This is a genomic window from Streptomyces sp. NPDC051684 (assembly GCF_044453445.1).
In the GTDB taxonomy this organism is placed as follows: Bacteria; Actinomycetota; Actinomycetes; order Streptomycetales; family Streptomycetaceae; genus Streptomyces.
Window position 1 is genome coordinate 306,101 of record NZ_JBITCS010000005.1, and the last position, 26,229, is coordinate 332,329.

The 26,229-nt window shown below is 68.8% G+C and carries 28 protein-coding genes and 4 pseudogenes; 17 read left to right on the top strand and 15 right to left on the bottom strand.

What is annotated here, in order from left to right; all coding sequences use genetic code 11:
- Positions 1 to 52: 52 nt before the first annotated feature.
- A pseudogene (locus ACIA8D_RS08955) lies at positions 53 to 448 on the bottom strand (GNAT family N-acetyltransferase); the annotation flags it as partial.
- A 109-nt stretch (positions 449 to 557) separates the two neighbouring features.
- On the opposite strand from ACIA8D_RS08955, the gene ACIA8D_RS08960 reads away from it, so the two are divergent.
- On the top strand, positions 558 to 1,349 hold the full coding sequence (locus ACIA8D_RS08960; protein WP_399230124.1) for an SDR family NAD(P)-dependent oxidoreductase: 792 nt from the start codon (positions 558 to 560) through the stop codon (positions 1,347 to 1,349).
- A 28-nt stretch (positions 1,350 to 1,377) separates the two neighbouring features.
- Here ACIA8D_RS08960 and ACIA8D_RS08965 read toward each other — a convergent pair whose 3' ends face one another.
- Positions 1,378 to 2,253: a LysR family transcriptional regulator gene (locus ACIA8D_RS08965; protein ID WP_399230127.1), complete on the bottom strand. Its 876-nt coding sequence runs from the start codon at positions 2,251 to 2,253 to the stop codon at positions 1,378 to 1,380.
- Between the two features lie 79 nt (positions 2,254 to 2,332).
- Here ACIA8D_RS08965 and ACIA8D_RS08970 point away from each other — a divergent pair, with 79 nt between their 5' ends.
- Positions 2,333 to 3,265 carry an EamA family transporter gene (locus ACIA8D_RS08970; RefSeq protein ID WP_399230129.1) on the top strand — a complete coding sequence of 311 codons (933 nt, stop codon included), beginning with the start codon at positions 2,333 to 2,335 and terminating at the stop codon, positions 3,263 to 3,265.
- Positions 3,262 to 4,071: an NAD(P)-dependent oxidoreductase gene (locus ACIA8D_RS08975; protein WP_399230131.1), complete on the top strand. Its 810-nt coding sequence runs from the start codon at positions 3,262 to 3,264 to the stop codon at positions 4,069 to 4,071. The genes ACIA8D_RS08970 and ACIA8D_RS08975 overlap by 4 nt, the downstream gene beginning before the upstream one ends.
- Here ACIA8D_RS08975 and ACIA8D_RS08980 read toward each other — a convergent pair.
- Complete coding sequence (locus ACIA8D_RS08980; protein ID WP_399230133.1) at positions 3,985 to 5,565, bottom strand: amidase family protein; 1,581 nt, start codon at positions 5,563 to 5,565, stop codon at positions 3,985 to 3,987. The two genes, ACIA8D_RS08975 and ACIA8D_RS08980, sit on opposite strands and share 87 nt — an antisense overlap.
- Positions 5,566 to 6,767: 1,202 nt before the next feature.
- On the opposite strand from ACIA8D_RS08980, the pseudogene ACIA8D_RS08985 reads away from it, so the two are divergent.
- Positions 6,768 to 7,240, top strand: a pseudogene (locus tag ACIA8D_RS08985) (nitroreductase family protein); the annotation flags it as partial.
- 606 nt (positions 7,241 to 7,846) lie between these two features.
- Entirely contained in the window at positions 7,847 to 8,470 is a 624-nt protein-coding gene (locus ACIA8D_RS08990) for a hypothetical protein (protein WP_399230136.1), read from the top strand.
- 212 nt (positions 8,471 to 8,682) lie between these two features.
- Here ACIA8D_RS08990 and ACIA8D_RS08995 read toward each other — a convergent pair whose 3' ends face one another.
- Together ACIA8D_RS08995 and ACIA8D_RS09000 are read right to left on the bottom strand one after the other, a co-directional pair.
- On the bottom strand, positions 8,683 to 9,450 hold the full coding sequence (locus tag ACIA8D_RS08995; protein ID WP_399230138.1) for an alpha/beta hydrolase family protein: 768 nt from the start codon (positions 9,448 to 9,450) through the stop codon (positions 8,683 to 8,685).
- Positions 9,451 to 9,993: 543 nt separating this feature from the next.
- Entirely contained in the window at positions 9,994 to 10,176 is a 183-nt protein-coding gene (locus ACIA8D_RS09000) for a hypothetical protein (protein WP_399230140.1), read from the bottom strand.
- A gap of 436 nt (positions 10,177 to 10,612) precedes the next feature.
- On the opposite strand from ACIA8D_RS09000, the gene ACIA8D_RS09005 reads away from it, so the two are divergent.
- Positions 10,613 to 11,356: a hypothetical protein gene (locus tag ACIA8D_RS09005; protein WP_399230143.1), complete on the top strand. Its 744-nt coding sequence runs from the start codon at positions 10,613 to 10,615 to the stop codon at positions 11,354 to 11,356.
- A 50-nt stretch (positions 11,357 to 11,406) separates the two neighbouring features.
- Here ACIA8D_RS09005 and ACIA8D_RS09010 read toward each other — a convergent pair whose 3' ends face one another.
- Both ACIA8D_RS09010 and ACIA8D_RS09015 read right to left on the bottom strand, forming a co-directional pair.
- Positions 11,407 to 11,835: a DUF3159 domain-containing protein gene (locus ACIA8D_RS09010; protein ID WP_399230144.1), complete on the bottom strand. Its 429-nt coding sequence runs from the start codon at positions 11,833 to 11,835 to the stop codon at positions 11,407 to 11,409.
- Positions 11,836 to 12,045: 210 nt separating this feature from the next.
- Positions 12,046 to 12,678, bottom strand: coding sequence for a TetR/AcrR family transcriptional regulator (locus ACIA8D_RS09015; protein ID WP_399230146.1), 633 nt, complete (start codon positions 12,676 to 12,678; stop codon positions 12,046 to 12,048).
- 387 nt (positions 12,679 to 13,065) lie between these two features.
- Between ACIA8D_RS09015 and ACIA8D_RS09020 the strand changes: the two genes are divergently transcribed.
- Positions 13,066 to 13,257: a hypothetical protein gene (locus ACIA8D_RS09020; protein WP_399230148.1), complete on the top strand. Its 192-nt coding sequence runs from the start codon at positions 13,066 to 13,068 to the stop codon at positions 13,255 to 13,257.
- Between the two features lie 320 nt (positions 13,258 to 13,577).
- Here ACIA8D_RS09020 and ACIA8D_RS09025 read toward each other — a convergent pair whose 3' ends face one another.
- Positions 13,578 to 13,823 (bottom strand): hypothetical protein, encoded by a 246-nt coding sequence (locus ACIA8D_RS09025; RefSeq protein WP_399230150.1) that lies wholly within the window; start codon positions 13,821 to 13,823, stop codon positions 13,578 to 13,580.
- A gap of 182 nt (positions 13,824 to 14,005) precedes the next feature.
- Positions 14,006 to 15,016: a GntR family transcriptional regulator gene (locus tag ACIA8D_RS09030; RefSeq protein ID WP_399230151.1), complete on the bottom strand. Its 1,011-nt coding sequence runs from the start codon at positions 15,014 to 15,016 to the stop codon at positions 14,006 to 14,008.
- A 131-nt stretch (positions 15,017 to 15,147) separates the two neighbouring features.
- Between ACIA8D_RS09030 and ACIA8D_RS09035 the strand changes: the two genes are divergently transcribed.
- The 5 genes from ACIA8D_RS09035 to ACIA8D_RS09055 all read left to right on the top strand — a co-directional run bounded on the left by ACIA8D_RS09035 (position 15,148) and on the right by ACIA8D_RS09055 (position 18,651).
- Positions 15,148 to 15,999: an FAD-dependent monooxygenase gene (locus ACIA8D_RS09035; protein ID WP_399230153.1), complete on the top strand. Its 852-nt coding sequence runs from the start codon at positions 15,148 to 15,150 to the stop codon at positions 15,997 to 15,999.
- Positions 15,990 to 16,376, top strand: a complete 387-nt coding sequence (locus ACIA8D_RS09040; protein WP_399230155.1) for an FAD-dependent monooxygenase — start codon at positions 15,990 to 15,992, stop codon at positions 16,374 to 16,376. Before ACIA8D_RS09035 ends, ACIA8D_RS09040 begins: the two co-directional genes overlap by 10 nt.
- 24 nt (positions 16,377 to 16,400) lie before the next feature.
- Positions 16,401 to 16,853 carry a VOC family protein gene (locus ACIA8D_RS09045; RefSeq protein WP_399230157.1) on the top strand — a complete coding sequence of 151 codons (453 nt, stop codon included), beginning with the start codon at positions 16,401 to 16,403 and terminating at the stop codon, positions 16,851 to 16,853.
- A 112-nt stretch (positions 16,854 to 16,965) separates the two neighbouring features.
- Entirely contained in the window at positions 16,966 to 17,937 is a 972-nt protein-coding gene (locus ACIA8D_RS09050; RefSeq protein ID WP_399230158.1) for a hypothetical protein, read from the top strand.
- A gap of 249 nt (positions 17,938 to 18,186) precedes the next feature.
- On the top strand, positions 18,187 to 18,651 hold the full coding sequence (locus ACIA8D_RS09055) for a hypothetical protein (RefSeq protein WP_399230160.1): 465 nt from the start codon (positions 18,187 to 18,189) through the stop codon (positions 18,649 to 18,651).
- A gap of 197 nt (positions 18,652 to 18,848) precedes the next feature.
- Here ACIA8D_RS09055 and ACIA8D_RS09060 read toward each other — a convergent pair.
- Positions 18,849 to 19,166: pseudogene (locus ACIA8D_RS09060) on the bottom strand (TetR family transcriptional regulator C-terminal domain-containing protein); the annotation flags it as partial.
- On the opposite strand from ACIA8D_RS09060, the pseudogene ACIA8D_RS09065 reads away from it, so the two are divergent.
- Positions 19,166 to 19,405, top strand: a pseudogene (locus ACIA8D_RS09065) (hypothetical protein); the annotation flags it as partial. The pseudogenes ACIA8D_RS09060 and ACIA8D_RS09065 overlap by 1 nt on opposite strands.
- 494 nt (positions 19,406 to 19,899) lie before the next feature.
- On the opposite strand, the gene ACIA8D_RS09070 reads toward ACIA8D_RS09065, so the two are convergent.
- The 4 genes from ACIA8D_RS09070 to ACIA8D_RS09085 form a co-directional block, all read right to left on the bottom strand.
- Positions 19,900 to 20,811: an IS3 family transposase gene (locus ACIA8D_RS09070; protein WP_399230191.1), complete on the bottom strand. Its 912-nt coding sequence runs from the start codon at positions 20,809 to 20,811 to the stop codon at positions 19,900 to 19,902.
- Positions 20,808 to 21,113 (bottom strand): transposase, encoded by a 306-nt coding sequence (locus ACIA8D_RS09075; protein WP_399230161.1) that lies wholly within the window; start codon positions 21,111 to 21,113, stop codon positions 20,808 to 20,810. The genes ACIA8D_RS09070 and ACIA8D_RS09075 overlap by 4 nt, the downstream gene beginning before the upstream one ends.
- Positions 21,114 to 21,151: 38 nt before the next feature.
- Positions 21,152 to 21,550, bottom strand: a complete 399-nt coding sequence (locus ACIA8D_RS09080) for a hypothetical protein (protein WP_399230162.1) — start codon at positions 21,548 to 21,550, stop codon at positions 21,152 to 21,154.
- A gap of 227 nt (positions 21,551 to 21,777) precedes the next feature.
- Positions 21,778 to 22,272 carry a hypothetical protein gene (locus ACIA8D_RS09085; RefSeq protein WP_399230164.1) on the bottom strand — a complete coding sequence of 165 codons (495 nt, stop codon included), beginning with the start codon at positions 22,270 to 22,272 and terminating at the stop codon, positions 21,778 to 21,780.
- A gap of 928 nt (positions 22,273 to 23,200) precedes the next feature.
- On the opposite strand from ACIA8D_RS09085, the gene ACIA8D_RS09090 reads away from it, so the two are divergent.
- The 3 genes from ACIA8D_RS09090 to ACIA8D_RS09100 all read left to right on the top strand — a co-directional run bounded on the left by ACIA8D_RS09090 (position 23,201) and on the right by ACIA8D_RS09100 (position 25,168).
- Positions 23,201 to 23,419: a hypothetical protein gene (locus tag ACIA8D_RS09090; RefSeq protein WP_399230167.1), complete on the top strand. Its 219-nt coding sequence runs from the start codon at positions 23,201 to 23,203 to the stop codon at positions 23,417 to 23,419.
- Between the two features lie 116 nt (positions 23,420 to 23,535).
- The gene (locus tag ACIA8D_RS09095) at positions 23,536 to 24,195 is read left to right on the top strand and encodes a hypothetical protein (RefSeq protein WP_399230169.1); all 660 of its coding nucleotides are present in this window, start codon (positions 23,536 to 23,538) and stop codon (positions 24,193 to 24,195) included.
- 124 nt (positions 24,196 to 24,319) lie between these two features.
- The gene (locus tag ACIA8D_RS09100; RefSeq protein WP_399230170.1) at positions 24,320 to 25,168 is read left to right on the top strand and encodes a hypothetical protein; all 849 of its coding nucleotides are present in this window, start codon (positions 24,320 to 24,322) and stop codon (positions 25,166 to 25,168) included.
- Positions 25,169 to 25,361: 193 nt separating this feature from the next.
- Here ACIA8D_RS09100 and ACIA8D_RS09105 read toward each other — a convergent pair whose 3' ends face one another.
- Positions 25,362 to 25,502 carry a hypothetical protein gene (locus ACIA8D_RS09105; RefSeq protein WP_399230171.1) on the bottom strand — a complete coding sequence of 47 codons (141 nt, stop codon included), beginning with the start codon at positions 25,500 to 25,502 and terminating at the stop codon, positions 25,362 to 25,364.
- 179 nt (positions 25,503 to 25,681) lie between these two features.
- On the opposite strand from ACIA8D_RS09105, the gene ACIA8D_RS09110 reads away from it, so the two are divergent.
- On the top strand, positions 25,682 to 26,137 hold the full coding sequence (locus ACIA8D_RS09110; RefSeq protein WP_399230173.1) for a hypothetical protein: 456 nt from the start codon (positions 25,682 to 25,684) through the stop codon (positions 26,135 to 26,137).
- Positions 26,138 to 26,229: the final 92 nt, after the last annotated feature.

Genomic DNA, 26,229 nt, shown 5'->3' on the forward strand with positions numbered 1-26,229 from the left:
CGGCCACACCTGGAGCGGAAGTGGCGCAAGTGGGGCCCCAGGAGTCCGGGGCCGGCACCGTCGTCGGCCGCCACTCGCGCCTGAGTAGCCCGAACATCCACGAGTCGGAGACCTCGCCGTTCACGACGCAGTCTTCCCGCAGCGTCCCTTCCCGCACGAACCCGATCTTCTCCAGGACCCGGGCAGATCCCACGTTGCGCGTATCGGCCTCGGCTTGAACCCGGTTGAGATCCAGTGCCTCGAATGCCCATCGCAGCAAGGCATGGGCAGCTTCCCAGGTATAACCGTGGCCCCACATCGCGTCGTTGAGGCAGTAGCCCAGCGACGCACTGCGGTTGCCCGGGTCCCACGGGGTCAGACCGCACCAGCCGACGAACGCACCGTCGGAAGCACGGCCGATGGCAAACAGGGCGCATACGGCGCGCTCGACTTCGGTCCGGTCCGCCGCTGTGGAGGCGCCGCCGGTTGCCACCTTGCGGGCGCCAACTTCCCCGTTGTGTCTGGTTGTTGTCTCATTGTGGTGGTGTGGCAGGTCATCTTTCGGTTTACTCGGCGCCATGAGCGATCGAATATCTCCGGCGGATGGCGCCGGCCTGCTGACCGGCAGGACTGTGATGATTACCGGCGCATCGAGTGGAATCGGAGCCGCTGCGGCACGGCTGTTCGCAGACGAGGGCGCAGCGGTTGTCCTCATGGCGCGCCGCGAGGACCAGCTCGCAAGCCTCACCAAGGAGATCGAGGCGTCCGGTGGGCGGGCGGCCCGCAGTGTGGGTGACGTGACGCGGGCCGAGGACGTCGAGCGCGCGGTGGCCATGGCGGTGGATCGCTTCGGCGGCCTGGACGGCGCCTTCAACAACGCGGGGTATGCCGGTTCCGTCTTCGGACCGTTGCATGAACTACCGGAGGACGACTTCGACCGGATCATGGATGTCAATGTCCGGGGGACGTGGAACTGCCTGCGCCGCCAGATCCCCGTCATGTTGGCCGCAGGTGAGGGCTCGATCGTGAACACCTCCAGTTCGGCGGGCCTGATCGCCACGGGCGCGCCGTCGCCCTACGTCGCGGCGAAGCACGCTGTCCTCGGGCTGACGAAGGCGGCCGCCGCGGAGTACGGCGCGCACGGCATCCGCGTCAACTCCCTTGTGGTGGGCACGACGCGCACAGAAATGATCACCGCGGCGGTGGAGGCCGAGCCGGCGTTGGAAGAGGCGTTCGTGGCGCGCCAGATCCAGACGCGGATGGCGGAGCCGAAGGAGGTGGCACAGGCGGCGTTGTGGCTGCTGAGCGATCGTTCCTCGTTCGCCACTGGGAGTCATGTGGCGGTGGACGGCGGCATTCTCGCGGTGTGATGGGCTGGGTGATGGGCCGGCCCGGCTGTCAGGTCCGGTAGGAGTGCAGGACGGTCATCAGCGCGGTGGCGGCCGGCGTGGGGTTGAAGTTGTTCCAGGCCAGGTACTCGCTGCGGGTCGGGCCGCCTGTCACGGCGATGGCGGTCACGGGGGTGTCCCGCCGCAGGGTGCCCGGCGGCAGGAGGGCGACCGCGAGGTTCTGCTCGACGAGGTCGAGGATCAGGTGGGTGGACATCGCCTCGAAGGTCACGTCGCGGGGGATGCCCGCAGCCTGAAAGGCGAGGTCTGTCTGCGTGCGCCCGGGGGTGCCGGCCGGGAAGTCGACGAACGTCTCCCGCGCAAGGTCGGCCAGGCGCAGCCTCTTCCGTCCGGCCAGCCGGTGCCGGGTGGAAACGACCGCGACGTGCTGCTGCCTGGACAGCCTCAACGCCTGCACACCGGTGGGGGTTTCCGTCTCGGGCAGCCCGAGGACCCCGATGTCCACGGTGCCCGCCTCGATGGCGGAGACGAGTTCGTCGCTGGCGGCCGTGCGCAGCGAGATGCGGGTCTTGGGATGGGCCTCGTGGAAGGCCCGCAGTGCCCGCGGAATGTCGAGAGCGGTGACCGTGGGGATGACGCCGAGGGTGACCGGTCCCCGGAGCTCACCGGCGGTCGCCGCTGCATCGGCGGCGGCGCGTTCGGCACACTCCAGGCTGGCCCGCGCCGACGGCAGGAACACCTCACCCGCGGCCGTGAGTTCGACTCTTCTGCTGGTGCGCGCGAACAGGCGCACGCCGATCTCGGCCTCGAGCGCCTTGATCTGGTGACTCAGCGCGGACTGGACCACATGGCACTGGGCGGCCGCACGCGTGAAGTTGCGGGTCTCGGCCACGGCCAGGACGTAGCGCAGTTGTCGCAGTTCCATGCATTCATCATGCTGCACGATTGATGCCATGAAAACCATTCGTTGGACTCATGGATAGGGTGCGGCCCACAGTGGCGTGGTGACCACGACGACAAGCCCGCAGGCACCATCGCTGCCGGCGCACACGCCCGCAGCCGGCCGAGCCGGACTGACACTTGCCACAGCGTTCGCGCCCGCGGTGTGGGGCACGACATACATCGTCACCACCGAACTGCTGCCGCCCGACGCCCCGTTGTTCGCGGCGCTCCTACGGGCCCTGCCGGCCGGCCTGCTGGGGCTGCTCCTCGCGCGCACCCTGCCGCACGGCAGTTGGTGGTGGAAGGCCGCAGTCCTGGGCACCCTGAACGTCGGCGCGTTCTTTGCGCTGCTCTTCATCGCCGCGGAACGCCTCCCCGGCGGGGTGGCCGCAACCCTCGGGGCGAGCCAGCCCATCCTGGTGGCCCTGCTCGCCGCGCTGCTCCTCCCCGAACGGCTGTCGCCCTGGCGCCTTGTCTGGGGCATCGTCGGCGTCGTCGGGGTCGGGCTCGTGGTCCTGGGCCCCGACGCCGCCTTCGACCCGCTCGGCATCCTCGCCGGCCTCGCCGGGGCCGCGACCATGGGTACCGGCGTCGTACTCACCAAGCGGTGGGGCCGACCCGAAGGCGTCAGCGCGGTCGGGTTCGCCGGATGGCAACTCACCACGGGCGGCCTGGTGCTGCTCGCCCCGGCCCTGCTGATCGAGGGCATTCCCGGGGGCATCGGCGTTCGGGCCGTGGCCGGATACCTGTGGCTGGGCGGCGTGGGCGGACTGCTCGCGTACACCCTGTGGTTCAGGGGCCTGCGCTCCTTGCCGGTCACGGCGACCGCCCTGCTCGGACTGCTCTCACCCCTGGTCGCGACAGCCCTCGGCGTGCTTGTCGCCGGCGAAAGCCTCGAGCCGCTCCAGCTCCTCGGTTTCGCCCTCGCCCTCGTGGCACTGGCGGCCGGGCAGATCACCCCCGGATCCCGCGCACCGAAAGGCCCTCTCGCATGAACATCACCGTTCTCGGCGCCACCGGAATGGTCGGCTCACGCCTGGTCACCGAAGCTGTCCTGCGCACACACCGCGTCACTGCCGCGTCCCGGCGCCCGCTCGCAACCACCACGCCCGGCGTCACTGCCGTCACGCTGGACGCCAATGCCCCCGAACAGCACGCCAACGCCCCCGAACGGCACGCCAAAGCCCGCGAACAGCACAGCGAGATCCTCGACGCGGCACTCGACAAGGCCGACGCCGCCGTCCTCGCGATCCGGCCCGCCCCGGGCCGGGAGGCCTCGATTGCGCCCCTGACCTCGGCCGTTCTGGACGCAACGGCCCGGGCCGGCATCCGGCTGCTGGTCGTCGGCGGGGCAGGCCCCCTGGAGTCACCCAAGCGCCCCGGCCTGTTGGTGATCGACGACCCGGACCATGTCCCCGCCGGGTGGCGTGCCATCGCGGGCGCCAGCACGACGCAGCTGCGGACCTGCAACGAGCACGAGAACGTGGACTGGACCTACCTCAGCCCGGCGGCCGTCCTGGAACCGGGCACCCGCACCGGCGGCTACCGCCGCGGCACGACCACCCTGCTCACCGACCCCGACGGGACCTCGCGGATCAGCGTCGAGGACCTCGCCGTAGCGGTGCTCGACGAACTCGAACGGCCCGGTGGAGACCGGCACTTCACCATCGCGCAGAGCCACGCGAGCCGCCCGGGCGGGTGTGCGTGTTGCGGGTCATGGGGTGGTGTGAGTGCCCACCGTTGGCAGGTAGTGGGGTGCCCGCCACGCGGCGAGGCGGGATTCCACCGACGCGCCGAGTGAGAGCAGGTTGTCGTCCTGGTGGTTTCCGGCCATCAGGAGGATGCCGACGGGCAGTTCGCCCACGAAGCCGGCGGGCACGGAGAGGGAGGGGTATCCGGAGACGGCAGCGGGGGTGGAGGAGGGGATGACGTCGTTGTCGCCGCGGGCGCAGTCGGTGGTCCAGGCGGGCGGGCTGGTGGGCGAGGCGATGGCGTCGAGGTGGTGGGCGGTCATGGTCTCGTCGATGGAGCGCCGGGACAGGTCCTTCAGCTCGGCCCGCATGGCCCGGTACTTCGGGTCGGTGGTCGATGGTGCGGTGAGGGCCTGTTCGAACAGTTCCTGTCCGGCAAAACAGGTCTGCTCTTGGGGGTGCGTGCGGTTGAAGTCGATGAGCGCGGCGAGGTCCTGCGGTCCGTCGCGGGTGGAGAGGTAGGCGTCGATGTCGCGGTGGAACTCGCTGAGCAGCGCCGGGAATTCGAGTTCGGCGAGCCGTTTCTGGTACGGCGGTGTCACCTCGACGACGTGGGCGCCCGCCGCGCGCAGCTTCTTGGCGGTGCGGGTCATCAGGGCGTCCACGTCGGACCCGAGGGGGGGGGGCAGCCGCCACAGGCCGATCCGTTTGCCGTGCAGGCCGGCCGGGCCGGGCAGCGCGTCGGTGCGGCCGCCCGTGCTGCCGGAGGGGGCGGGGGCGTCGTGGCGGATGGCGGACAGGGTGAGGGCGGTGTCGGTGACATTGCGGGCCATGGGGCCCGCGGTGTCCTGCTCCGCGGAGATGGGGGCGATGCCGTCCTGGCTGACCAGCCCGAGGCTGGGCTTGTGGCCGACCACGCCGTTCATTCCGGCGGGGCAAACGACGGAGCCGTCCGTCTCGGTGCCGATGGCCACTTGCGCCAGTGATGCGGCGAGGGCTGCGGCCGAACCGGAGGAGGAGCCGCAGGGGTTGCGGTCCAGTACGTAGGGGTTGTGGGTCTGCCCGCCCACCGCCGACCACCCCGAGGTCGGCTTCTCGGCACGGAAGTTGGCCCACTCGGAGAGGTTGGTCTTGCCGAGGACGACCGCCCCGGCCTTGCGCAGCCGGGTCACCACCTCGGCGTCGGTGGCGGGCGGCTTCCCGGCCAGTGCCAGAGATCCGGCCGTGGAGGACAGGCCGCGGGTGTTCACGTTGTCCTTGATCAGGACCGGGATGCCGTCGAGCGGGCCGCGGACGGCGCCGTGCCGGTGTCGGGCGTCGCTGGCGGCGGCCTGGCGCAGCGCCGTCGGGTCGGTACGCAGCACCGCGTGGATTTTGGGGTCGATGGTTCTGATCCGTTGCAGGTAGGCGGCTGTCAGCGCCGACGAGGTCAGCGCGCCCTTCGCCATGCGCGCCTGCAGTTGCGGGATCGTCACCGTGTCGAGGTCGACGCCCAGCGGGGTGTGCGGGCGGGCCGCCGACTCGGACGGCGTGCTGCCGAGAAGGGACGTCGCGATCAGGACGACGCCGAGCGCGGTAACGCCTTTCTTCCTCACGTTCCTCATGGGGCGTAGCGCACTACAGGCAGCTGCCGCACCGCAAGACCACTGCACCGGCCACACGCCTTTGGCCGCGGCCGGCACCCGGCCCGTGACGGGCGCTCAGCCTGGTGGTGGAGTGGTTTGTGCGTGCCTCTGGAAATGGGTACGGGACCCCATCGAAGTGGCGGGCCGGGTGGGGCAGGCTGGGTGGACGCCTGCGTCGAGGGGTGGCGAACGGGCCCAGTCGCGCGCTCCGCACACCGTGAAGCACGCAGTACGGGAGGGAAGGGTAGGCGGTGCATGCGCCCCGCTGCCCGCGCCGTCCGTGCCGCTCGTTCCGCCGCCCGTTCCGTCCGTGCTGTCGGTGTGGGTGTTTGTGGCCGGTTTGCGGGGCTGGTCGTGGTGTTGCTGGCTGTTTTGCTGCCGCTACTGCCTTCGGTGCCTGTGTCCGGTGCGTACGTCGGGTCGGCTGACACCCGCTCAACGTCCGGTGTTCCCGGTGTGGTTGCCGAGGCGGCTGTACCTCGTGCGGGTTCGGGCCCGGACGTGGTTCCCGGCCCCGTCCGGACAGCCGAGGTCTCCGCGTCTGCCGGGAGCCTCCCGGATGGTGACGCCGCCCCGGTTCGTAATGCCGCCCCGGTCTCTGGCGGGGTCTCAGCTGTCGCGGGCTCTGCGGCGGTTGCCCTGAACGCGGACGACGGCTGCACGCTGTGCGCCGTCCAGCCCCCGGGTCCGGTACGACTGTGGGGCCGAGCGCCCGGCGGGGCCGGATGCGCAGGCGGCTGTCACGGGATCGGGCGGGCCTGCCGTCCGGGCTGTCTTCGCACGTAACGTCCTGCTTGGGTTCCTGGTGGTGGCGTCACCGGGCCGTACGGGCCAGGACGGCACCCGGGCGCCTCCTGCCTTCTCCGGCATCTGACATCCCGTCCTGCATCACCCCCTTTCGTTCCTTGTACTGCGGCCGCGTTCGGCTGCCGCGCGGCTCCGCTGAGCCTGGAACTGCAGTCCCGCCGCCGCGTCCCGGGCGGCGAAGGCCGGGCCGGCAAGCTCTGAAGGAGCGGAATGCCGGCGGTATGGGGGAGGGGGCGGGCTCGGCGGGGTGCGGGCGAGGAAGGGCACCGTGCCTGCAGGCACGGTGAGGTGGTGCTGTTTGGCGGCGGTCGGGGACGGGTGAAGGATGTTGCCGGCCGGTAGGTCGAGCCATGGAGTGAGAGGGCGGGGTTGACGTGGATGTGTATGAAGCGGTGGACGGCCGGTGGTCGGTGCGGGCGTTCAGTGACCAGCCGGTGTCCCGAGAGGTGCTGGAACGCGTGCTGGCCGCGGCGACGCGGGCACCGTCGAGCGGGAACCTCCAGCCGTGGCATGTCTACGTTGTGGCCGGCGAGCCGTTGGTCGAGTTGAAGAGGCGTACGAGGGCCCGGGCGCTGGCGGGTGATCCGGGTGATGAGCGGCAGTACCCGATGTATCCGGCGGAGCTGGCTGCGCCGTACCGGGACTGCTTCTCGGCCGCGGCCGCCCAGCGGTATGAGGCGTTGGGTTCGAGCGTGACGACCCGGACCGGCCCATGAAGGTCGCCGCGTTGAACGCGGAGGCGTTCGGCGCGCCGCTCGTGCTGTTCTGCTACCTCGATGAGGCGATGGGGCCCGGGCAGTGGGCGGACGCGGGGATGTATGTGCAGACGGTCATGCTGTTGAATCGGTGAACTTCGCCGGAGCCTGACCGTCAGGCGGTCGGGGCGTCGGCATGGGTGGGCGCAATCGCCCGTATATCCGCGCACTCGCCGACCAGATGGATCGCGGGCCCGTCCTGCCACGGTCCGGAGCAATGACAATTCCCCTCGCCAATAGCGCCTTCGGCTCACTCCACCGCGACGCCATTCCCGACCAGGAGACTCTGCGTCAGCCCTACGGACTCGCCCGGCGGGCGGGGGGCGACTGGGGAGCGTCGTCGTCCTGGCGTGGCTCAGTGTTCTGCAGGTGGTGAACCCGGGCGGGCAGGTCCGTCTCATCGATGAGCGGGGGACTGGGGTGGCCGGCGTGGCCGGGCAGGGGGCGTGCTCAATGAGCGGCCGTCGGACTTTGGTTGTGTTGGTGGTGCGGGACGGTGTGGTCGGTGTGGCGGGGTGGGTGTGCTCTTTTGGCTGCATCGGTGACACGCCCGGGCCGTACGGAGAAGTGTGAGGTCAGGGCCGTTTTGCTGCGCCGGTCGGGCGCGGCTGTTCGTGTTGTTCCGATTGCGTACGGTATTCACTCCTCGCACGGTTGCCGGTGTGCAGTTCTCGTCAACCGCGACAAAGGATTGATTCATGCGCATTTCCCGGAAAGCCGGCCTGGTTGTCTCCACCGCGCTGTGCGGTGCCCTCGCGTTGGGTGCGGCGGGCCCGGCCTTCTCCTCCGTGATGGACGCCCCGGCCCACAGCGAGTCGAGCGAAGCCGTGGCCCCGTTGCCGGGCGCGGACGCGCTGGCCAAGCAGAACACGGCGCTGGCCGGGGCGGGCGACGTCCTGCAGCCGGTGACCGGTCTGGTGGCCGGGGTGCTGAAGGCTCCGGACGGCAAGCTGCCCAAGGACGAGGCCACCAAGCACGCGGCCGACGTCAAGAAGGCGCTGGACGGCCTGGCTTCCGGCGCGAAGGCCGCCACCGACAAGGCGGGTGCGCCGGGTGCCGGCGTACAGGCGGCACCGGGGCCTGAGCTGGTCGCCAAGGCGGCCGCGGACCTGCAGACCAAGGTGGACGCCCTGGTGAAGGCCTCCACGGCGGGGGACGCGAAGGCGACCGCCGCCGCTCTGCAGGCGACGCTGACCGGTGCGGTCAACGTGGTGGTCGCGATCGTGCTCGGCGGTGACCTGCCGGCGCCGGACCTGAAGGGCCTGCCGAAACTGCCGACGCTACCGGGCGTGGACCCGGTGGCGACGCTGCCGTCGCTGTAGGCACCCGGCACGACGCGGGGTGAAGAGTGGAGGGGCCGGCCTGTTGAGGGCCGGCCCCTCCCTTTTGGCGTGGTGTTTTCCGTGTGGCTCTGTCCGTGTGTCCCGGTGTCCTCGTGTCCTGGTGTGTCGGTCCGGGTGGGTTGGTCTGCACGGCCCGGTTTTTTCGTCGGTGGCTGCCGAGGGCGGCGGGCTGGTGGCGCGGGGCGGTGTGGTTAGGGGTGTGGTGTGTCGAGGTATTGGTCGGCCCAGGCGCTGATGATGTGTGCGGCGCGTTGGGCCTGCCCCCGCGTGGTCAGCAGATGATCCGCGCCTTCGAGGGAGATGAAGCTGCGGGGGTGGCGGGCTTCTTGGAAGATTTCGGCGGCGTTGTCGATGTCGACGGTGGTGTCGGTGGGGGAGTGGGCGACCAGCAGTGGAAGGTCCAGCTCACTGATCCGGTCGCGGAGGTGGGCTTTGCGGACGTCTTCGACGAAGGCGCGTTTGAGGATGAGAGTGCGTCCGCCGACGAACCATTCGTGCGAGCCTTCGTTGAGGACGCGGTCGAGGACGGTGTCGTATTGGCGTTCGACGTGGCTGGGGTCGACGGGTGCGGCGATGGTGGCCAGGGCGCGCAGACCGGGGATCTCGAGGGCGGCGGCGAGGGCGGCGGCCCCGCCCCAGGAGTGCCCCACCAGCAGGTCCACAGGAGTGCCGCGTTCGGCCATGAAGCCCGCCGCGCGGAGCGTATCCCTGACCTTGACGGTGAACGATCCGTCGCCCCAGTCGCCGTTGGAGTCGCCGATGCCGAGGTTGTCGAAGCGGAGCATGCCGATGCCTTCGCGGGCCAGTTGTTTGCACACGCGGGAGGCGGCCGGTGAGTCCTTGCCGAGGGTGAAGCCGTGGGCGAAGAGTCCCCAGCCGCGGACCTCGCCCTCCGGCAGGTCGATCACGCCGGCGAGTTCGGGGCCGACGACGCTCGGAAAGCTGACTTTTTCTCTCATGTGTGGTGTTCACCTAGGCAGAACTGTTCGGGGGACGGGTGGGCGCGTGTGGCACCGGCCGGTGCCGGTGCGGGCCGGTGAGCAGCATGCCATGTACGGATCACCTCTTTCGACAGACCGGACCCGCTCGGAGCGGTCCCCGGCAGTCTCCGCCGGCGGGCACCGGCCCGGGGGCTTCGCTGGGGGCGGCTCTGCTGTGTCTTCTCACGGATGGTGGGACGCGGGGGAGTGAGAGGGCCGCCCGTGGGAGAGCGAGCAGAGCGCGGCCCGTCTCGCCGCCCGTACGCGCCCGGGTCCTGGCCTTCCTCGTCAACGCCGGGGACGGCGTCGAGGAGCGGCAGGTCCTGCTGCCCGGGCCGCGGCCCGGGGTACGCGGCCCGGGGTACGCGGCCCGGCGCGAACGTCACGTACAGCCGGGGCATGCCGAACTCGCCCGCCGTCCCCCGCGCCGGAGGGAAGATGTTCTACCGGCCGTGCTTCTGACACCCCGCCCCTGGTAGTGCGTGCGGGCAGGGCCGTGATGGGACCGGGCTCCGGGTGGTGTTACCGGGCGATCGGTACGCCTCCGCCGAGCAGGGTGTCGACGATCGATGTCGCGGCTTCGAGGCCGGCCTGCTCTCTGGGGGTGAGTTCCTGGGGGTCGTCGTCGGCTGCGGCCATGGCGGCGCCGCCGAGGACGGCGCAGGTGGCCAGCAGGGTGGACACGAACAGGGTGCGGATGCGCATGGAGTTCTCCCGTCTCTGCTCGCCCCGTGTCTCCGGTCCGCTGGCGGGGGGAGTGGTGCGGGGCGGGCACGTTGCCGGTCAGTGGCTTTGGCACGGTCATTGAACCGGGGCGGCCCGGGGTGGCTGGTGACGACACGGCCGGGGCGCCATCAGAACCCCACGGCCGGGGGCTACGAGGCTTCCGGATACGGCCGGTGAACGGCGTTCGTCCTGGCTGGCAGCGGCGTGCACGGCACCGCTGTTGAGTCCGTGCCGACCGGGTGCACTGCCCGCCGGCGCCGCCGGTGGGAGCAGCCCTGCGGCCTCGGGGCCTGCGCGGGCTGCGGGGCCTGGGCGACAGCCGGGGCCGGCTGTGTGCGCAGGCTGTCGATCGTGGCGTGACCACGCGGGGGTTGCGGGATGCCGCGGACGAAGGCTGGTGGTGGAGGAGGGTGTCATGTGGGTGCAGCGGGTGATGGAAGTGGCCGGGTGGGTGCCGCTGGGGATTGGTGTCGACTGGGCGGCGGTCGAGGGGGAGTTGGGGGTTGTGCTGCCTGTCGACTGCAAGGAGTTCTGTGAGGCGTTCGGTGGCGGTGTCTTTGGTGAGGGCGTGTATTTCCTGGGGCGCGACGGGGGGCGTCGCGTTCGATGTGCTGGCGCGGTGGCGAGCCTCGCTGGCCGCCGACCGGGACGGCCGGCCGGGAAGCGTTTCCGCCGTCGCCCCGTATGCGACGGCGGGATCGAGCAGGTTCAGCGTGCTGGCGGCGGGACCGTCGAGGGCTACATGGGCGGCGCGAGTGCCAGGCCGCCCGCTCGGGGCGACCGGGTCCTCCACAGCGGCGGCCGGATCGTGCACCCTGGCGTCGGCGAGCCGATAGCTGAATCCAAGGGCCAGTGTGGTGGCGTCGAGTTGCCCGGCGGCGCACGGTCACATCCGAAGCCCTCCACGGGAACGCGTAGATCGCACCGGATCCCGCCCTGCGCGCGGGGTTCCGGTGGGATCCGCGAAGAACCTGTGGGGGAGGGAGTCAGCATGGGGCTCACGAACGCGATTCCGATCTCGATCGACCAGCTGCTCAGAGCACTGGCAGTGCTGGAGAGCCTCTGCTGCAGTGGGACAGCCTCGACCCGCGCGAGCGGAACTGACGGCATGCACTACGGGATGGGGTTGCTGGCCATGATGACCGCGCTCGTAACGTAGGTGCAGAAGGCTCAGAGTCGACCTGCTGACCCGGGGGGGGGGGCGTTCGGTCAGGCGGGAGGTTTGCGGTGGTTCTCGTCGTGGAGACCGGCGGCGTATCCCGCTGCCAGGACGATGAGTGTGACGGGCAGCCCCAGCGTGATCTTGACGGTCAGCAGCCAGGCCACTGGCTCGTCGTTGAGGTAGACGACGGCCAGCGCAAGTGCCCGGGCGGAGAGGGCTGTTGCACCGAGTGCGGTGGCGAGGTCGTAGGCGCGGCGCGCGGAGCGGTCGGTGCGCCAGAGGAGCGGTTCGCGGCGCGCGGCGCTCCACAGGACGCCGGCCAGGGGGCGCCGCACAGCGATGGAGATCGCCAGGACGGTGGTGATCGCGAGGTCGACGCAGATGTCGGAGAGCAGGCCGGCGGCGGCCGAACCGGTCTGGTGGGCGATGGCCGCCGCCACCGCCAGGCCGATGGTCCCGCCGAGGACGGGGCGCATCGGCCTGGCGGTGGCGGATCCGCGAGGCCAGTACCACGGCGACGGTGAGCACGCCGGTGCCCAGGCCCCACCAGAAACCGGTGCCGGAGGCCGCCGCGACGAACATGATCGCCGGAAGTTCGGGTGCAATGGCTCCCGAGCGCCGTATCTGCTGCCATGCCTCACGTGCTGCCTGGCGTGCGGTGTCCTGCCGTGCCGTGCCGGTCGGCCTCATTGGGGGGACCCCGGGGGCGGGAGGGCGTGGCGCAGTGATCGTCTGGCGGCGGCCGGGTCGTCGCCGTAGCCGATCAGCAGGCGCAGGGTCATGTCCTCCAGGACGAGGCGTGCCTGTGGCTCGGGCAGGGCGCCGGACAGGACCATGGTGACGATGCCGTGCCGCATGCTCCACAACTGCGCGGCCCAAATCAGCGCCATGGACGGTTCGACGCACGACAGTCGCTGCTCGTCGATGCAGCGGCGCACGGTGTCAACGATCCGGTCGAAGGCGGCCGCGCCGGCGTCGTCGTCCTGCACCGGCCGGTCGATGAACATCGCCCGGTACAGGTGCGGTTGGCTGAGCCCGAAGATGAAGTAGGCGTCGCTGATGCGGGCCAGATCCGCCACCGGGTCCTGTGAGGAGGGGATGGTATCGGCGGCGGCCAGGCGGGCGAAGCCCTCCACCCGCACCGCGTGCTGGACCTGCTCCATGCTGCCGAGGTGGGTGTAGATCGCCATCGTCGAACGTGACGTCTCCGCTGCTAGTCGCCGGGTCGTCAGGGCGGCCATGCCGCTCTCGGCCAGGATGCGTGCGGCTGCGTCGATGAGCAGTGCACGGATGGCGGGATCGCGTCGCTGAGGGCTCACCCCTTCACCATTGCATAACGCTGATATACATTCAAGGTGAGCCTTCCGCCGACAACCGCGATTTGCGTTCCGGGGCGTCAGGCACGCACCACCCTCGTCAACGCTGGTGGGGACGCAGCACCACACGAGGCCAGGGAGGCGACGTGAACACCGCGGACACGCTGGCCGCCCTGGGCGTGGACCCCGCAGGCCTCGACGTGGCGCCGGGGATGTGGCCGGCGGCCCGGGCCGCCCGGACGCGGCTCGCCCGGCCCGACGCGGTGCCGTGTTCGGCGTGCGGCGCGATGACGGTTGCTACCCGGATCATTGACCACATCCGCTCTGGCCCTCGCTGGCTCGACACCTGCCGCACTCACCTCCTGGCCGCTCATGGGAAGGGCCGGGTCAGTGACGGTGCCGCCCGGCCGCTACCACCTGCGCCTCATCATCGACGGCTGGCCGACCCTGGACGGCTGGTGGGACGACGCCGACGTCGCCGAGGTGAAGTTCGCCGGCCTCCGCACCGAGCACGAAGAGCGCCACGGTGCCCGGCTGCTGCTGACCGAGTTCGATGAGTGGAAGGAGTGGCCCCTCGATTAGTGGCCTACTCCTGTGAGGTCGGAGGATGCCGCGAGTTCCGTCTGATTTTTTGCTTTCCCTCTCCGGTTGGTGCGCGGGCCGGGACACTGGCCTTCGTGGAGAGCGGCTCATGCCTCGGCTGATGAAGGGCGGCGAGAAGGTGGGTGGAGGCGGCAGTCAGTCTCGTGAACTGGTGCGCATGTCTTGGGAGGCCGTCGAGCAGAGCCGTCTTCTGGTCAGCCGTAGCCGTCGGCGGATTGGGGTGAGCAGACTGCGGCTTGATGAAAGCAGACGTCTGCTGCGTAACGATCGTAGGTTGGGCGCTGACCTTGATGAAGGGGCTACTCCTGCAGGGCCGGGGGGTTCCGGACGTCCTGCCGGGGCTGCTTTTCGACGTCGTACCGGTTGAGCTCGTGTTCTGAGGCGTATGCGGTGACCGCCGACTGAATCCTCGCGGCCGCCTCGAACGAGACCTCGTGCTGCTTGTCCCGCTCGCTGGCGTCGAGGTGTTCGAGCTTGCGGCCTTCTTCGTCGGCCGTGCACGGCAAGTCCAGCAGGTCGTCGGGTAGTTCGAAGCTGTCTACCACGGCCGGATCCTAGGCGCAGGAGCGGGTATGCAGAGTCATTCGCTTTCCCTCGCGCAGTCCTGCTCCCTCGTCGAAGCTGCTCCTGGATCTATCTGTCTCCTCAGCGGACGATCAGTAGGGCTCGGTGGCATGAGAACTGCAGTGTGCCCCTGCACGCGAGCGCAGGCGGCAGGCATGGCCGCCTACGCTCGCGTGCAGGGGCCTGGATCATGGCCCGCCACCAACACGGCAAAGCCGTCGAGGTGGCGGGCCAGGCCGTACTCGAACAGGAGGTCCAGGTCGGGTGCGGTGTCGTCGGAGAAGGTGGCCAGGAGTGGGAATCTGCCGCTCTCGAGGAGTTCTCGGCGGCGGGAGCGCTGGCTGTCGGACCAGCGGTTCAGTGTCATGCCGGTGTTCCGCTCGGCTTGGACCTCGTCGGCCTTGGACAGTGCGATGGTGATGACGAGTGCATGGAGGGTGAGCGTTTCCTGCAGGCGGACGTCCATGGGGAGGTCGAGTCCGTCCAGGGCGCGCAGGGTCCATTCGGTATGGGTCATCATGTTGGGCACCAGGGCGGGGCGCGTGAAGGAAACGACGTGGGGCAGCCACAGGTGGCGTCGGCACAGGCGCCATTGCTGGCGGGCGACGAGTTCGAGCTTGGCGCGCCATCCCGGTGGGCCCTCGTCGGGGAGGCTGAGATCGCCGGACACCAGGTTGGCCATCTCTGTCAGCAGTTCTTCCTTGCTGGCGACGAACCGGTAGAGGGACATCGGGCCGAGGTCGAGGTGGGCCGCGAGCCGGCGCATCGTCAGGGCCTGCAGCCCACCGGTGTCTGCCAGTTCGACAGCTGCCCGCAGGATGCGCAGCTGTAGCTCCTGATCAGGTGTCGGCCCCTTCTGTGCAGACGGCGGGGCGCTGGCGGTCGCGGGCGTACTGCGGCGGCCCGCCGGTGTGCTGACCACCGTGCCGGATCCGACTTGCGCCTCGACGATGCCCTCTGCGCGCAGGTGGGCCGTCACCTTGGTCGCGGTCGCGATGGCGACGCCCCACCGCTGGGCAATGGCCCGGATGGACGGCACCCGGTCTCCGGGGCGCAGTTCTCCGCTGTCGATCCGCGCGCGGATCTCTGCGGCGATCACTCGGTAGGGCGGCTCGGGTTTCGGGGTTGGTGGCACGTGCTCCTCCGCTGGCTGGAATTCCAGGATGCCAGACACATTGAACTAGTTCACTTCACGCACCGAACTAGTTCACTTAACTCCATTTCGCTTTCTTTGCAGAGCTATTGCGTCGATACATTGGTTTCTAGACGACCTTTTGGACAATGTATTGATGAACGGAAGGGCTCATGAAGAATCGGGACATCCTCGTGTCCGGCGGTGGCATCGCGGGGGCGGCCCTGGCCTACTGGCTGCGCCGGTACGGGTTCAGGCCCACCGTGGTGGAGCGCGCACCTGCCGCGCGCATCGGCGGCCACGCCATCGACATCCGTGGCACCGCGCGCGAAGTGATCGAGCGTATGGATCTCGTCCAGCAGGTCCTCGACGCCCGCACTGGCGCCCGCGGCATGGCCTTCATCAACGAGAACGGCAGGCAGGTCGCCCGCCTGGGCACCGATGTGTTCGGCCCTTCCGGCGGACCCGTCGCAGAGTGGGCGCTGTTGCGTACCGACCTGGCCCGGATCCTCTACGACGCGATTCGCGACGACGTCGAGTACGTCTTCGACGACTCGATCACCCGCGTTCAGCAGAACGAGGACGGTGTCAGCGTCGCATTCGACAGGGGTGAGGACCGGCGGTTCGACCTCCTGGTGGGTGCTGATGGCGTGCATTCCGGCGTGCGCAGGCTGGCCTTCGGGCCCGACGAGCGCTACGTGCGCGACCTGAACTCCTTCATCGCTCTGTACTCGATCGAGACCGAAGTCGAGCTCGACGGCTGGCAGTTGATGTTCACCGTGCCCGGTCGCGCCGGCCGCGCCGGCCGGACCGCGGCGTTGCGCCCGCTGGCCGAACCGGGCAAGGCTCTCGCGGCCTTCTTCTTTCGCGAGAACGCGATCGGCTTCGACCGCCGGGATCCCACTGCACAAAAGCACGTCGTGGTCCGCCACTTCGAGGACGTCGGCTGGGAAGTGCCCGGTTTCCTGCCGAGATCTGGGACGCGTCCGACTTCTACTTCGACCGTGTCGAGCAGGTGCACCTAGAGACCTGGTCGAACAACCGGACCGTGCTGCTCGGCGACGCCGCCTACTGCGCCTCTCCCATGTCCGGGATCGGCACCAGCCTCGCCCTGGTCGGCGCCTACATGCTGGCCGGCGAACTCTCCCGGGCAGACGGCGACCACCGAACGGCCCTCGCCGCATACGAGACGGGCATGCGCCCGTTCGTCAACCGGGCCCAGGAGTTCGCCCGAACGTCCGGCGACGGCGGGCTCATGCCCCACTCACCCGCACAGATGTGGCTGCGCAACCAGTCGGTGCGGGCCCTGCCCCTCCTGCCCAGGCGCATCGTCGGCCGGGGCCTGGAGAAAGTGGCCGACACCGTGGTCCTGCAGGACTACACCACGCACGCACGTCACTGAACCCCTCTCCCAAGGAGCATCCTCATGAGCGTCAGCACTTTCCTGTGGGTCGACGGCCAGGCCGAAGCGCTTGCCACCCGCTACACGGCCCTGTTCCCCAACTCCGGGATCCGCGACACCCAGCGCGATGCGGCAGGCCGCGTCACCACCGTCGACTTCACCCTGGACGGACAGCACTACACCGCCTACAACGGCGGCCCGCAGTACCCCCTCACCCCTGCCATCTCCCTGTACACGGAGTGCGAGACCCAGACGGAGCTCGATGCCCTCTGGGTGGACCTCACCGACGGCGGCACGGAAGGGCCCGGCGGCTCACTTGTCGACCGCTTCGGAATGACCTGGCAGGTCATGCCCATGTGCCTGTGCGACCTCCTGCGCACCGCCGAGCCGGAGGCCGCCGGCCGCGTCCTGAGTGCCCTGCACGCCATGACCAAGATCGACATCCAAAGTCTGATCGACGCCCACGCCCAGGCGTGACACCCCTCAGAAGGCGCTCATCATGAATCCCACTCCCCCCACAACCCACCGCGCCCGCTCTGCGCACGTCCCTTCCCGGACCCGCCGCGTACGCGCTGCCTGGACGCTGGCAGTGTTGACGACGCTGTGTGCAGAACTGACATTCACCGCCGTGGCCGTACCCAGTACCTGGATCGTGCTGCCGCTACTGCTGGTGATGTACGGCGCCGGCGTCCTGCTGATCCGCGAGGCGGTGGTCCGCTTCGGCGGCGGATGGCCGAGCCTCGTCGCACTCGGCCTCGCCTACCAGCTGGCCGAGGACGGCCTTGGGCTGCAGGCACTGAACAGCCCGGACATGTACGGCGCCGCCGACTGGGGCCTGCGCGCCTTCGGCATCAACTGGACCTACTGGGAATCCCAGATCGGGATCCATGTCGTGCTCAGCGTGCTGCTTCCCGTCATGATCGCCGATCTGCTCTTCCCTCACCTGCGCGACCGGCCCTACCTGCGGGGCGGCGGCCTCACCGTCACTTGCGTAATGGCAGTCATCGGCGTACTCGGCCTGCGGCTGGGCATCTCGGCCACCGAAGACCCCGGTTACCGAACTCCGATGGGCTGGACGGTCCTCTACCTCGCCGCGATCGCCGCGTTGGCCTGGTTGGCCCTGCGCGTTCTGCCGCGGCGCCGGACGCGGGACGTGATCCACCCCAGCCGAAAGGCGCCGCGTCCGCTGATGGTCGGGATTGTGTCCGTCTATCTGACCATGGCTTTCCTGACCACACTGCTGCCGCTCGGCCTCGACGGGGACCTGCTCCTCGGTGACGCGATGTCGAAACCGTTCATGCTGGTAGCCGCCGCCATGACCGCGCTCCCGTTCGCCTGGCTTGCCGCCCGCTGGCGCACAGCAGGGAACTGGACCGATAGGCACCGACTCTGGTTGATCGGGGGGATTCTGGTCTCCCACACCGCATTCATGATGCTCGGCTCCCTCACCAGCGCACTCATCGGACTGATCACCCTCGGCCTGGAAGCACTGGCACTCAGAGCCCTCGGACACCGCCTTGAGCGATCCGACGCCGCACGGATGCAGATCCAAGCGCGGTGAGACCCGTGACGCTCCGCCGGCTTCGGCCTCACGAGCTGGCCCCGGTTCGGGACCCGGCAATCTGTCTACTGCTGACGTCGTTCACGGCGCCGAGTACCGAAGTCCCCGCCCCGGATGGCATTGCCATGGGTACCGAACTCGGTGCGCGCGGCACTGCCGTATCCGTCCCGAGTCTCTGCAGGCTTTCTATGGGAAGGCGACGTCGACCCGCCCGGGGAATCGCACCCATCCGTCATTCAGGAGTGCCTCATGCTGGAGATCGAACGCGAACGCGTCTTTGGACGCACCTACCGGATCCGGTCGGAGGGCGCACCGGTCGGACGATGGAACGCGCAAACGTGGAAGTCGGGCGGCCGCGTGGAGCTGGCAGGTGAGATCTTCGAGTTGCGTTCCTCCCGCTGGGGTCGATCCTTCGAAATGCTCGAGGGAGGGCCGGGAGGACCTGTCCGGGCCCAAGCACACCGATCGGGACGGCGGTGGCACATCACCGACGCGGAGGACGAGTACGAGCTGATCCGCCCGTCAGCACTGCGTGGGAAGCGCCGGCTGGTAAAGGGCGTCAGCATCCTCGGCGAACTCCGGCTCGGCCGGTTTGGCAGCGGACTGACCGCCGACCTCGCTGACGTGCCCCTGTCTCTTCAGGTCTTTGCGGGCCTGGTGGTCATCTCTGTGCAACAGCGCCAAGCCAGAGCCGCCGCAGCTTCCAGCGGCTGACAGGCGGCCAGGTCACCTACTGACTTTTTCTCAGCGAAATGAGCTGCGTGAAGCTGCGTGCGTGAGTAAGCCGCATCGGTCACCCTCGGTTGCGGGTTGCCACGCTCGATGTTCCGCGCCACGTCGTGGTGTACCTGTCCCGCCTGCTGGCCGTCCCCGCGACACCGCGGCCTGGCTGACGCCCTTGTGACGTCCCGTCAACTCGTGATGGAATCCCCGCCGTCGCCGCGGAAGATGCGGTCCAGGTGGTGGACGAGGACGGCTGCGGCGGACGCGGGTGTGCGCTGGCCGACCAGGGCGCTGGGCCCGAGGCCGGCGGACATGGCGAGCAGGCCGACGGCCTCGGCCCGTGCGTCGATGCCGGGCCCCACCAGGCCGTCGGCCTGCGCCTTGCCGAGCAGGGCGGTGATGGCCTCCTCCGCGGCGTCGGGGTTCTCGATGAAGGGCTGGGCGGCGAGGGCGTCGTCCGTCACGGACAGCACCGCGTACGAGGTGTAGACGAAGTGGAAGGTGCGCCAAGGGGCGCGAATGGGCCTGCGTCAGGATCGCCGACGACTTCGCACCGCCAACCCCCCTGGCGGACAACCCGCAGCCCACCCCACCGCCTCCGGTCGATGACGCCGAAGCGCGCCTCGCCTACGTCGCCGTCACCCGCGCCCGCGCACGCCTGGACCGCGGGGGACTCTCCTGGGTCGACGACTTCCCGGCAGACCTGAGTAGATCCCCACTCACCGAAGCCACGCCCACGAGCTGACAACTCGTGGACAGGATCGACAGGTACCGATCCTCGCATCGTCCGGCTCCAGCGGTCCGCCCACTGAGCGGAGGGCATCAATGCTGTCTGCATGTGTGCGCTGGGTCAGTCCGAACACTTGAACGCGCCGTGCCTCCGGCGCGACTGCAGACGTTGATGAGGACCTGAACGGCACCATGAGTGCGCATCGGTGTACGGGCAACCTTGAGCGCGCGACGTGTCGTCCATGACATGGCCGAAGCGCGCCATTTGATCGACGGAACTGCCCTCGGTACCGGCCCGCAGCCCCTTAACTCGTGTACTGGTCCAGGTCGACGTTTAGCTGCTTCAGTTCAGAGATGCCCAGGGCGAGTTGGGTGTTTGCCTCAACGTCGTCGCCCGAGGTGCACGCCGCGAGCTCTGTTCCCAAGTGCTCCAGCATCGAGTTCCACAGTTCCGGGTTGGGCGGGTATGGAGGGATCTGAAGTTCCACCCTGATCGTGGACAGCGGTTTTCTACGCTGCAGGGGTGAAGTCCTGTTGCAGGCGGGCTCGTGTTTCGCGTGGAGTGATGTATCCGAACTCGGGGTGTCTGCGAAGGCGGGTGCCGTTGTACTCGACCTCGATGAAGCGGAACACGTCGGCGCGGGCCTGGGCCCGTGTGGCCCATGCGGTGGCGCCGATCTCCGCTTTGAGCAGGGCGAACCAGCTCTCCGCTGCCGCGTTATCGTAACAGGAACCCACACGGCCCATGCTCTGCCGCATTCCCAACTCCCGTATGAGAGTGCGGAATTCGACACTCGTGTACTCGCTGCCGCGATCGGTGTGCATGATGCAGCCGTCCGCCAGCCCTCCGCGGCCAGCGGCCATCCGGAGGGCGGCGACGGGCAGCTCAGCCCGGTGGTGATCCGCCATCGCCCAGCCGATCACCTCCCTGGTCGCCAGGTCGATGCACGTGGCCAGGTACGCCTTTCCTTCCAGGGTGGCCAGTTCGGTCATGTCGCCGACCAGCCGCATGCCTGGCCGGGGCGCGGTGAAGTCGCGGCCGATCAAGTCGGTGGCGAACACCGCCCGTCGTGCCTGCTGGGTCAGTCCCCGTCGACGGCGCCGGGTGACTCCGGCGATGCCGTGTTCGCCCATCAGCCGCTCAACGCGCTTACGGTTGACCGTCCGTCCGGCCCGCATCAGGGCGGCATGGATCCGCGGCGAGCCGTAGGCACCCCGCGAGCCGGCGTGCAGCACCCGGATCTCGCCGACGAGTTCCGCTTCTTCCTGCGCTCTCGCCTCGGCCGCCGGGCGGGTGGCGTGCCAGGCGTAGTAGTCGGAGCGGGACACGCCCAGCACCCGGCACAGCGCGGTGATGCTGTGCCCGCCGGGGGTGTTCTCGGTGGCCTTCTCCGCGTCGATGAACGCGTAGCGCGCGGCTATTTCGTCGACTCCGTCACGAAGAAGGCCGCGGCTTTTTTCAGGATCTCGATGGTCTGCTGCTGTTCCCGGTTCTCTCGTCGCAGACGGCGAAGCTCGTCCTTCTCGTCGCTGGCCAGCGCTCCCGTAGGCCCCTGGCCGCGGTCGACCTTGTCCTGGTTGACCCAGTTCCGCAGCCCTTCCGGGCTCACGCCCAGGTCCCGGGCGACCTCGGTGACGGTCTTGTCCGAGGACAGCGCCAGCGCGACCGCGTCCCGCTTGAACTCGGCCGTGTACCGCTGACTCGTGTTGCTCTTCTTGCTCACTACCTGTGACTACTTTCTCCGGGACTCCCGTCCCAGTATCAGACTGTCCAGGTCACAGGGGGAACCTCAATCTGCTGAAGGGCGACGACTGCGTCCAGGCCGTTGTTGCAGGCTTCGACGATGGCCTGGTCGGTGGTTGCTGCCTCAAGATCCGAGAACGCGTACTCAAGGTCACTCCAGTGGTACGACGCTTGCGACGCCCACTCGGCGATGGCTTCTTCTTCTGACTGCTCACTCGACTCTTCCGTCGGCTCGCTTGGCGTCTGCTCCTGCTCCTGGGCGGCGCCGACTGCGTCGGCAGGCTCGTCTTCCGTGGCGGTGCCTCCACAGCCCGCCAGGACCAGCGCACCGGCGGCGACTCCGGCCGTGAGCGCGGCCCGTGCGCGATGTCGACGGCGAGGACAGGAGGGCGGCCGCTGTCTTATGGTTCTGGACATCGCTGCTCACGGCTTCCGAACGCTCGCGTGCGAGGGCGAGGGGCGACTGCTCCTCGGTCCTTGTAAGTCCAGTCTCCGCCTATCGCGCCGGAACTGCGCGCGTGCTGGGACGGGTGCCCGACGGCCGACGTGCGCGCATACAAGCCCCGCAACGGTCATCCGGTGCAGCAGGAGATCGAGACGCCGCCCCGGCCGATCTGCAGCTTCTGACCTGATGGAACAAACACTCAGCAGACGTCCCTGGCGTACAGTCGGCCGGACTCGTCAGCCCATACGGAAACTCGACGGTAGAGCGTGGTCGACGCGCTGCCGGCCAGGCCGACAGCGCCGACAGCCGTCCCAGCTGTGCCGGCGGCGGCGCCACCGCAGATCATGGTCACGGCCGCAGCGATCATGGGGATTCCGATGATCGCGCCGATGATCGTGAGGCACAACAGGGCGCCAAAGAGGAAGAGGAAGATCCCTCCGATCATGGAGATGATTCCGATGCCTCCGGCGGCTGCTCCGCCAGCACGTGCCATCCCGGCGCCACTGACAGTCTCGGTCTGGGACTGCAGAAGGGCCGCGCCAGGTTGTCGATGGAGCACGGTCCATCCACGGGCCAGTTCCTGCCCCAGAAAGCGGTCAAGCTCCCGCTCGATCTGCTCGGGATCTGTCTTCGTGCCGAACCCGTCGAAGACGACGCGTATCTCACCGGCCATGCCCCATGTGTTGACGCTCATGATGGGCTTCGCTCTGTGCTCGTCATGCTGTGAGAACGTCAGGCGCGTTTGCGCCCGACTGGCGTGGCTACGCGCCTCGACTGAACCAGTCGCGAAGCGTGACTGACCACAACAGGAATATTTGTCTACACATTTGCTGTATACGTGAATTCTATATCTCTGCCATTTCTCGCAACAGCGCCATGGTGTGACGTCCAGGCATCGGCGACACCTCGGTGTGAACGCCCTGATTGGCGACCGCAGCCCTTGGTGCCGGACGGCCGAACTACTCGCCAGTAAATGACGGGGAAGGCCGGTTTTCGCCGCCCAGCTCCGGCCTGTTCGCACCCAGTCGGTCGCAGCGAGAGAGAGGAGGGAGCGTCGGCTGCTGTCCGGGTGTGGCAGCGCCCGTGGCTGCGCTCATCTACACGGCCGCGCTACGGAGGACACCGGGATGTCTCCTTGCGGCGCGCCCAGTTGGTCCGTTGGGCGGGGGCAGCGCCTTGGCCGCGGGGGAGGGGATTGTCAGTGCCCCGGGATACCGTCCATATGTCCCTTGAGGGTGCCCGCTCCCGCCTGGCTGCTAGGACCGGCCAGGCGGGAGCGGTGGTCCCCGCTCCCACTTTCTTGGCACGGGAGCGGGTTCTTCCGGATGGAAGGCCGACACCGATGGCGTCAGGTTCCATTTGACGAGGGGGTGTGGCCCTATGGCAAGGAGAACCGGGAACTTCCACTCACAGGGCTCTCACTTGCACCGCATTCGGTCATCCGTGCGCCTTCCGTGAAGCTCATTGTTCCGCGATTTCACTATTACGTGGCGTGACAACTCCACTGCGCCCCAAGCTGGTTGACCTCACTACGCGACGGATGGCACCCGAGCGTGGTGAGTCCCCGCGGTGTCCGGATGCGCCGCGGGGCCCTTGTATGCCGACACCCGTGAAGGGGCGCAATGGAGCGCAAACAGTTAGGGGTCATCGCGGCGACAGCTGCGGTTTTCGTGTGGAGCGTCGCCATGGTGGCGCTGGGGCAAGTAGCCATGATCGCCACCCTCGCGCCGGCTCTCGGACTCACCGTGCAGCAGATCATGCGTGCCGCGCGGACGGACCGGCAGGGCGGGCCAGACCGCCGCCAGCTGCCGGCCGCCGACAAGGAGGGCCACGCTCCGTGACGCTCCCTATCGGCCCGGCACTTCCGCCGGGCAGACCATCCCTGCCACGCCCCGGGTGCAAGCTCGGACCGATCAACGACAACGTCGGAAGCACCCATCGAGCCTGGCTGGACCCTATGCGGGAGGCCTATCTCGGCAGCGGACTGACGCTGAACGAACTCAGCGGGAACATCCGCCTCGCCAAGTCCAAACTCTCCGAACTCCTGCGCGGCCTGGGCCTGTACCCGCGCTGGGAAATTGTCCTGAGCCTGTCCACGGAACTCCAACTGCCCGACTGGCCGCTCTACCGGCTGTGGCGCCTGGCCGCAGTGGAGGAGGCCCACAAGACCTGCCAGTGGATCGAGCGCTCCAGCCAGAAGGCGGCCCTGAGTACGGCCTCCACACCACCCCTCGACCACGTCGCCTTCCGTCAACTCGTCGAGGAGTACTACAGCGGCTACGCCCAGTGCTTCCTCAGCGACGACCAGCGCGACGTTGCCGTCGACCACTGCTTCGACATCCTGTGGCTGCGCTGGAATCAGGCGCTTTCCAGCCCCGACACGCGGCGCTTCGCCTGGACCGTCATGCGCGCCACCGTCATGGCACGCACCCCCCCCACATCGACGGCCGCCCCAACCTCGCCGACGCCGCCTTCGACACGGTCGCCCTGCACTCCAGCAGCACACCGGCCGACCACATGCATCAACTCACCGAAAGCCTGCACCTGTTCAAGGCCATCAGCCGCCTGCCCGACAACCAACTCGACGTCACCGTCCTGCGCCACCTGTGCGGCATGAACGACAGAGCCGTCTCCGCCCTGCTCGGCGTCCCACTGGCTTCGGTGCGGTCCGATGAGCGTCATGCCCTCCGCTTCCTGGAGAGCCTCATCTGCCCGTCCCCCACGACCGAAGGGAACACAGCATGACCCTCATCGAAGACCTCCTGTCCCGGGCCCTGCTCGTCCGCGAACGAACCGTGCCCCGCGACCTTGTCCCCACCGCCATCCGCGACCACCCACTCACCAGTCCTCCCGGCAACGAACCGGACTCCAACGAGGCCGCCGAAGACCTGCGGACACTGTGCGAAACCCTCGTCACCCACACCCCCGCCTCGGCCGTCGCGGACTTCGTCACCGAACAAGTCCCCGACCCGCGCAGCGCCCTCATCCTTGCCTGCGTCCTCCAGCTCACTGACACCAATGACGGAGCCCGCTCCTGGTGGCAGTACGCCGCGGGCGCCGGCCAACCCGCCGCCGCCTACTGCCTCTACCTCCACCACCTTGCCCTCGGCGAAGACGAAACCGCCCAGTGGTGGCACCACCAGACCGAAGACGTCCAGCCCCCACACGCATCCGCCGATGAACCAGGCCCTCCACGACCTCAGCCCGGCCCCGAGTGGCAGCCAGGCAGTCATACCCTCGCCGACACCACCACCATCCTGCGGATGCTGCGACACCTTGCCCGCTCCACCACCCGCTCTCGAACAACCGCCATCACCGACCTCATGAGCTACGTGCCCACCGCCGTCGCAACCGGCTACCTACGCGAACCCGACATGGACTTGCCCATGCCCGGTCCCGGCTTCGCCAGCCACGTCCACACCCTCCTTGCCTCCGCAACCACCCGCCGGACAAACCCCGCCCATCCGCTGCCCGCGCGCACCGAACCCAGCGCACCCGTACCGCGCACGAGGCAGGAGGCGCACCACTCCGATCCCGTTGATGCGGCGCAATCGGTGCAATCACAGATGGGAGAGACTGCCCACCGCTAAAAGAGGGGGCGAGCCCACCTTTGCGGGGGCTCGCGGCAGGCGGGCCGTCCCGGCTGGCAGTCGGGACCCTTGTGGTCTTGCGCGCGGCGTTCGGGCCTCGTCCCCACCGGCCGACTCGCGGTCGAGGAAGTTCCGAGATAGCCATGCACACTGCCATTGCAGGTGAACGCAGTCACGTGATCAGAGACTGCATCTACCGCCTGAGGATGCCGGCAATGAGGCGCTGCGCGTCGTGGATCGCGGTGCGAATGGCGGCGATCCTGATGCCCTGCTGGCGGGTCACCTCAAGGGCGGTGTCGATGGTCTTCTTGCCAGCGCGCTTGCGCGCCAGCAACTCCAGGAGCAGGCTCAGGGCTCGCTTCCAGTCCCAACATGAGTCCGGCCTTGCCTCCGTGCGAGGGATGACGTCTGGCCGACGCCCCGTCGTTTGTCCTGCGACAGATCAGCACCAACTGAATGACCTCACCGGGAGATCTGTGCCAGGCTGACCGCGGTTCTGGTGAGTGCACATCCATGGGGGGTGTTGTGGGGCCGCGGAGGCTGCTGTCATTCGGAGACGCACTGGTGCTTCTCGGCGAGGACCCGCCCGCCATGGCGGCGCTGGACCGCGCGATCGCGGGAGCACTCAACCTTGCCACGGGCGGCCTGAGTGGCGGACTGCTCGGAATGGTCGATGCTCGCGGGAGGGTCCTCGGCCTGGGGCGTGACGCGGCGAATGGCGTCGGCGCACGGCTGGGACGCGCTCGTGGTCGACTGGAACGAACCCAGCTCCTCGAGGCTGCCCACACTGTGATCGTCGTACTGGCATTCTTCGAGGTTCTGGAGCAAGTCTTCGAGGGGCAGGTGAGAGAAGACCCACCTCTGTCCTTGAACGATCTGCTGCTCAGCCGCCGTGAACAGATCACCCTCGCGGCAGGCCAGCTGCCCTCCGACGAGGGATTCGCACAGGCCATGATGCAGGTAGGCTGATGGCGCTCTTTGAAAACGGCCACCTGTCGCTCTCTGGTGGGGACAAACATGCTCAGTTGATCTCCCCATCCATCGTGTGACGTTTTCCGGTG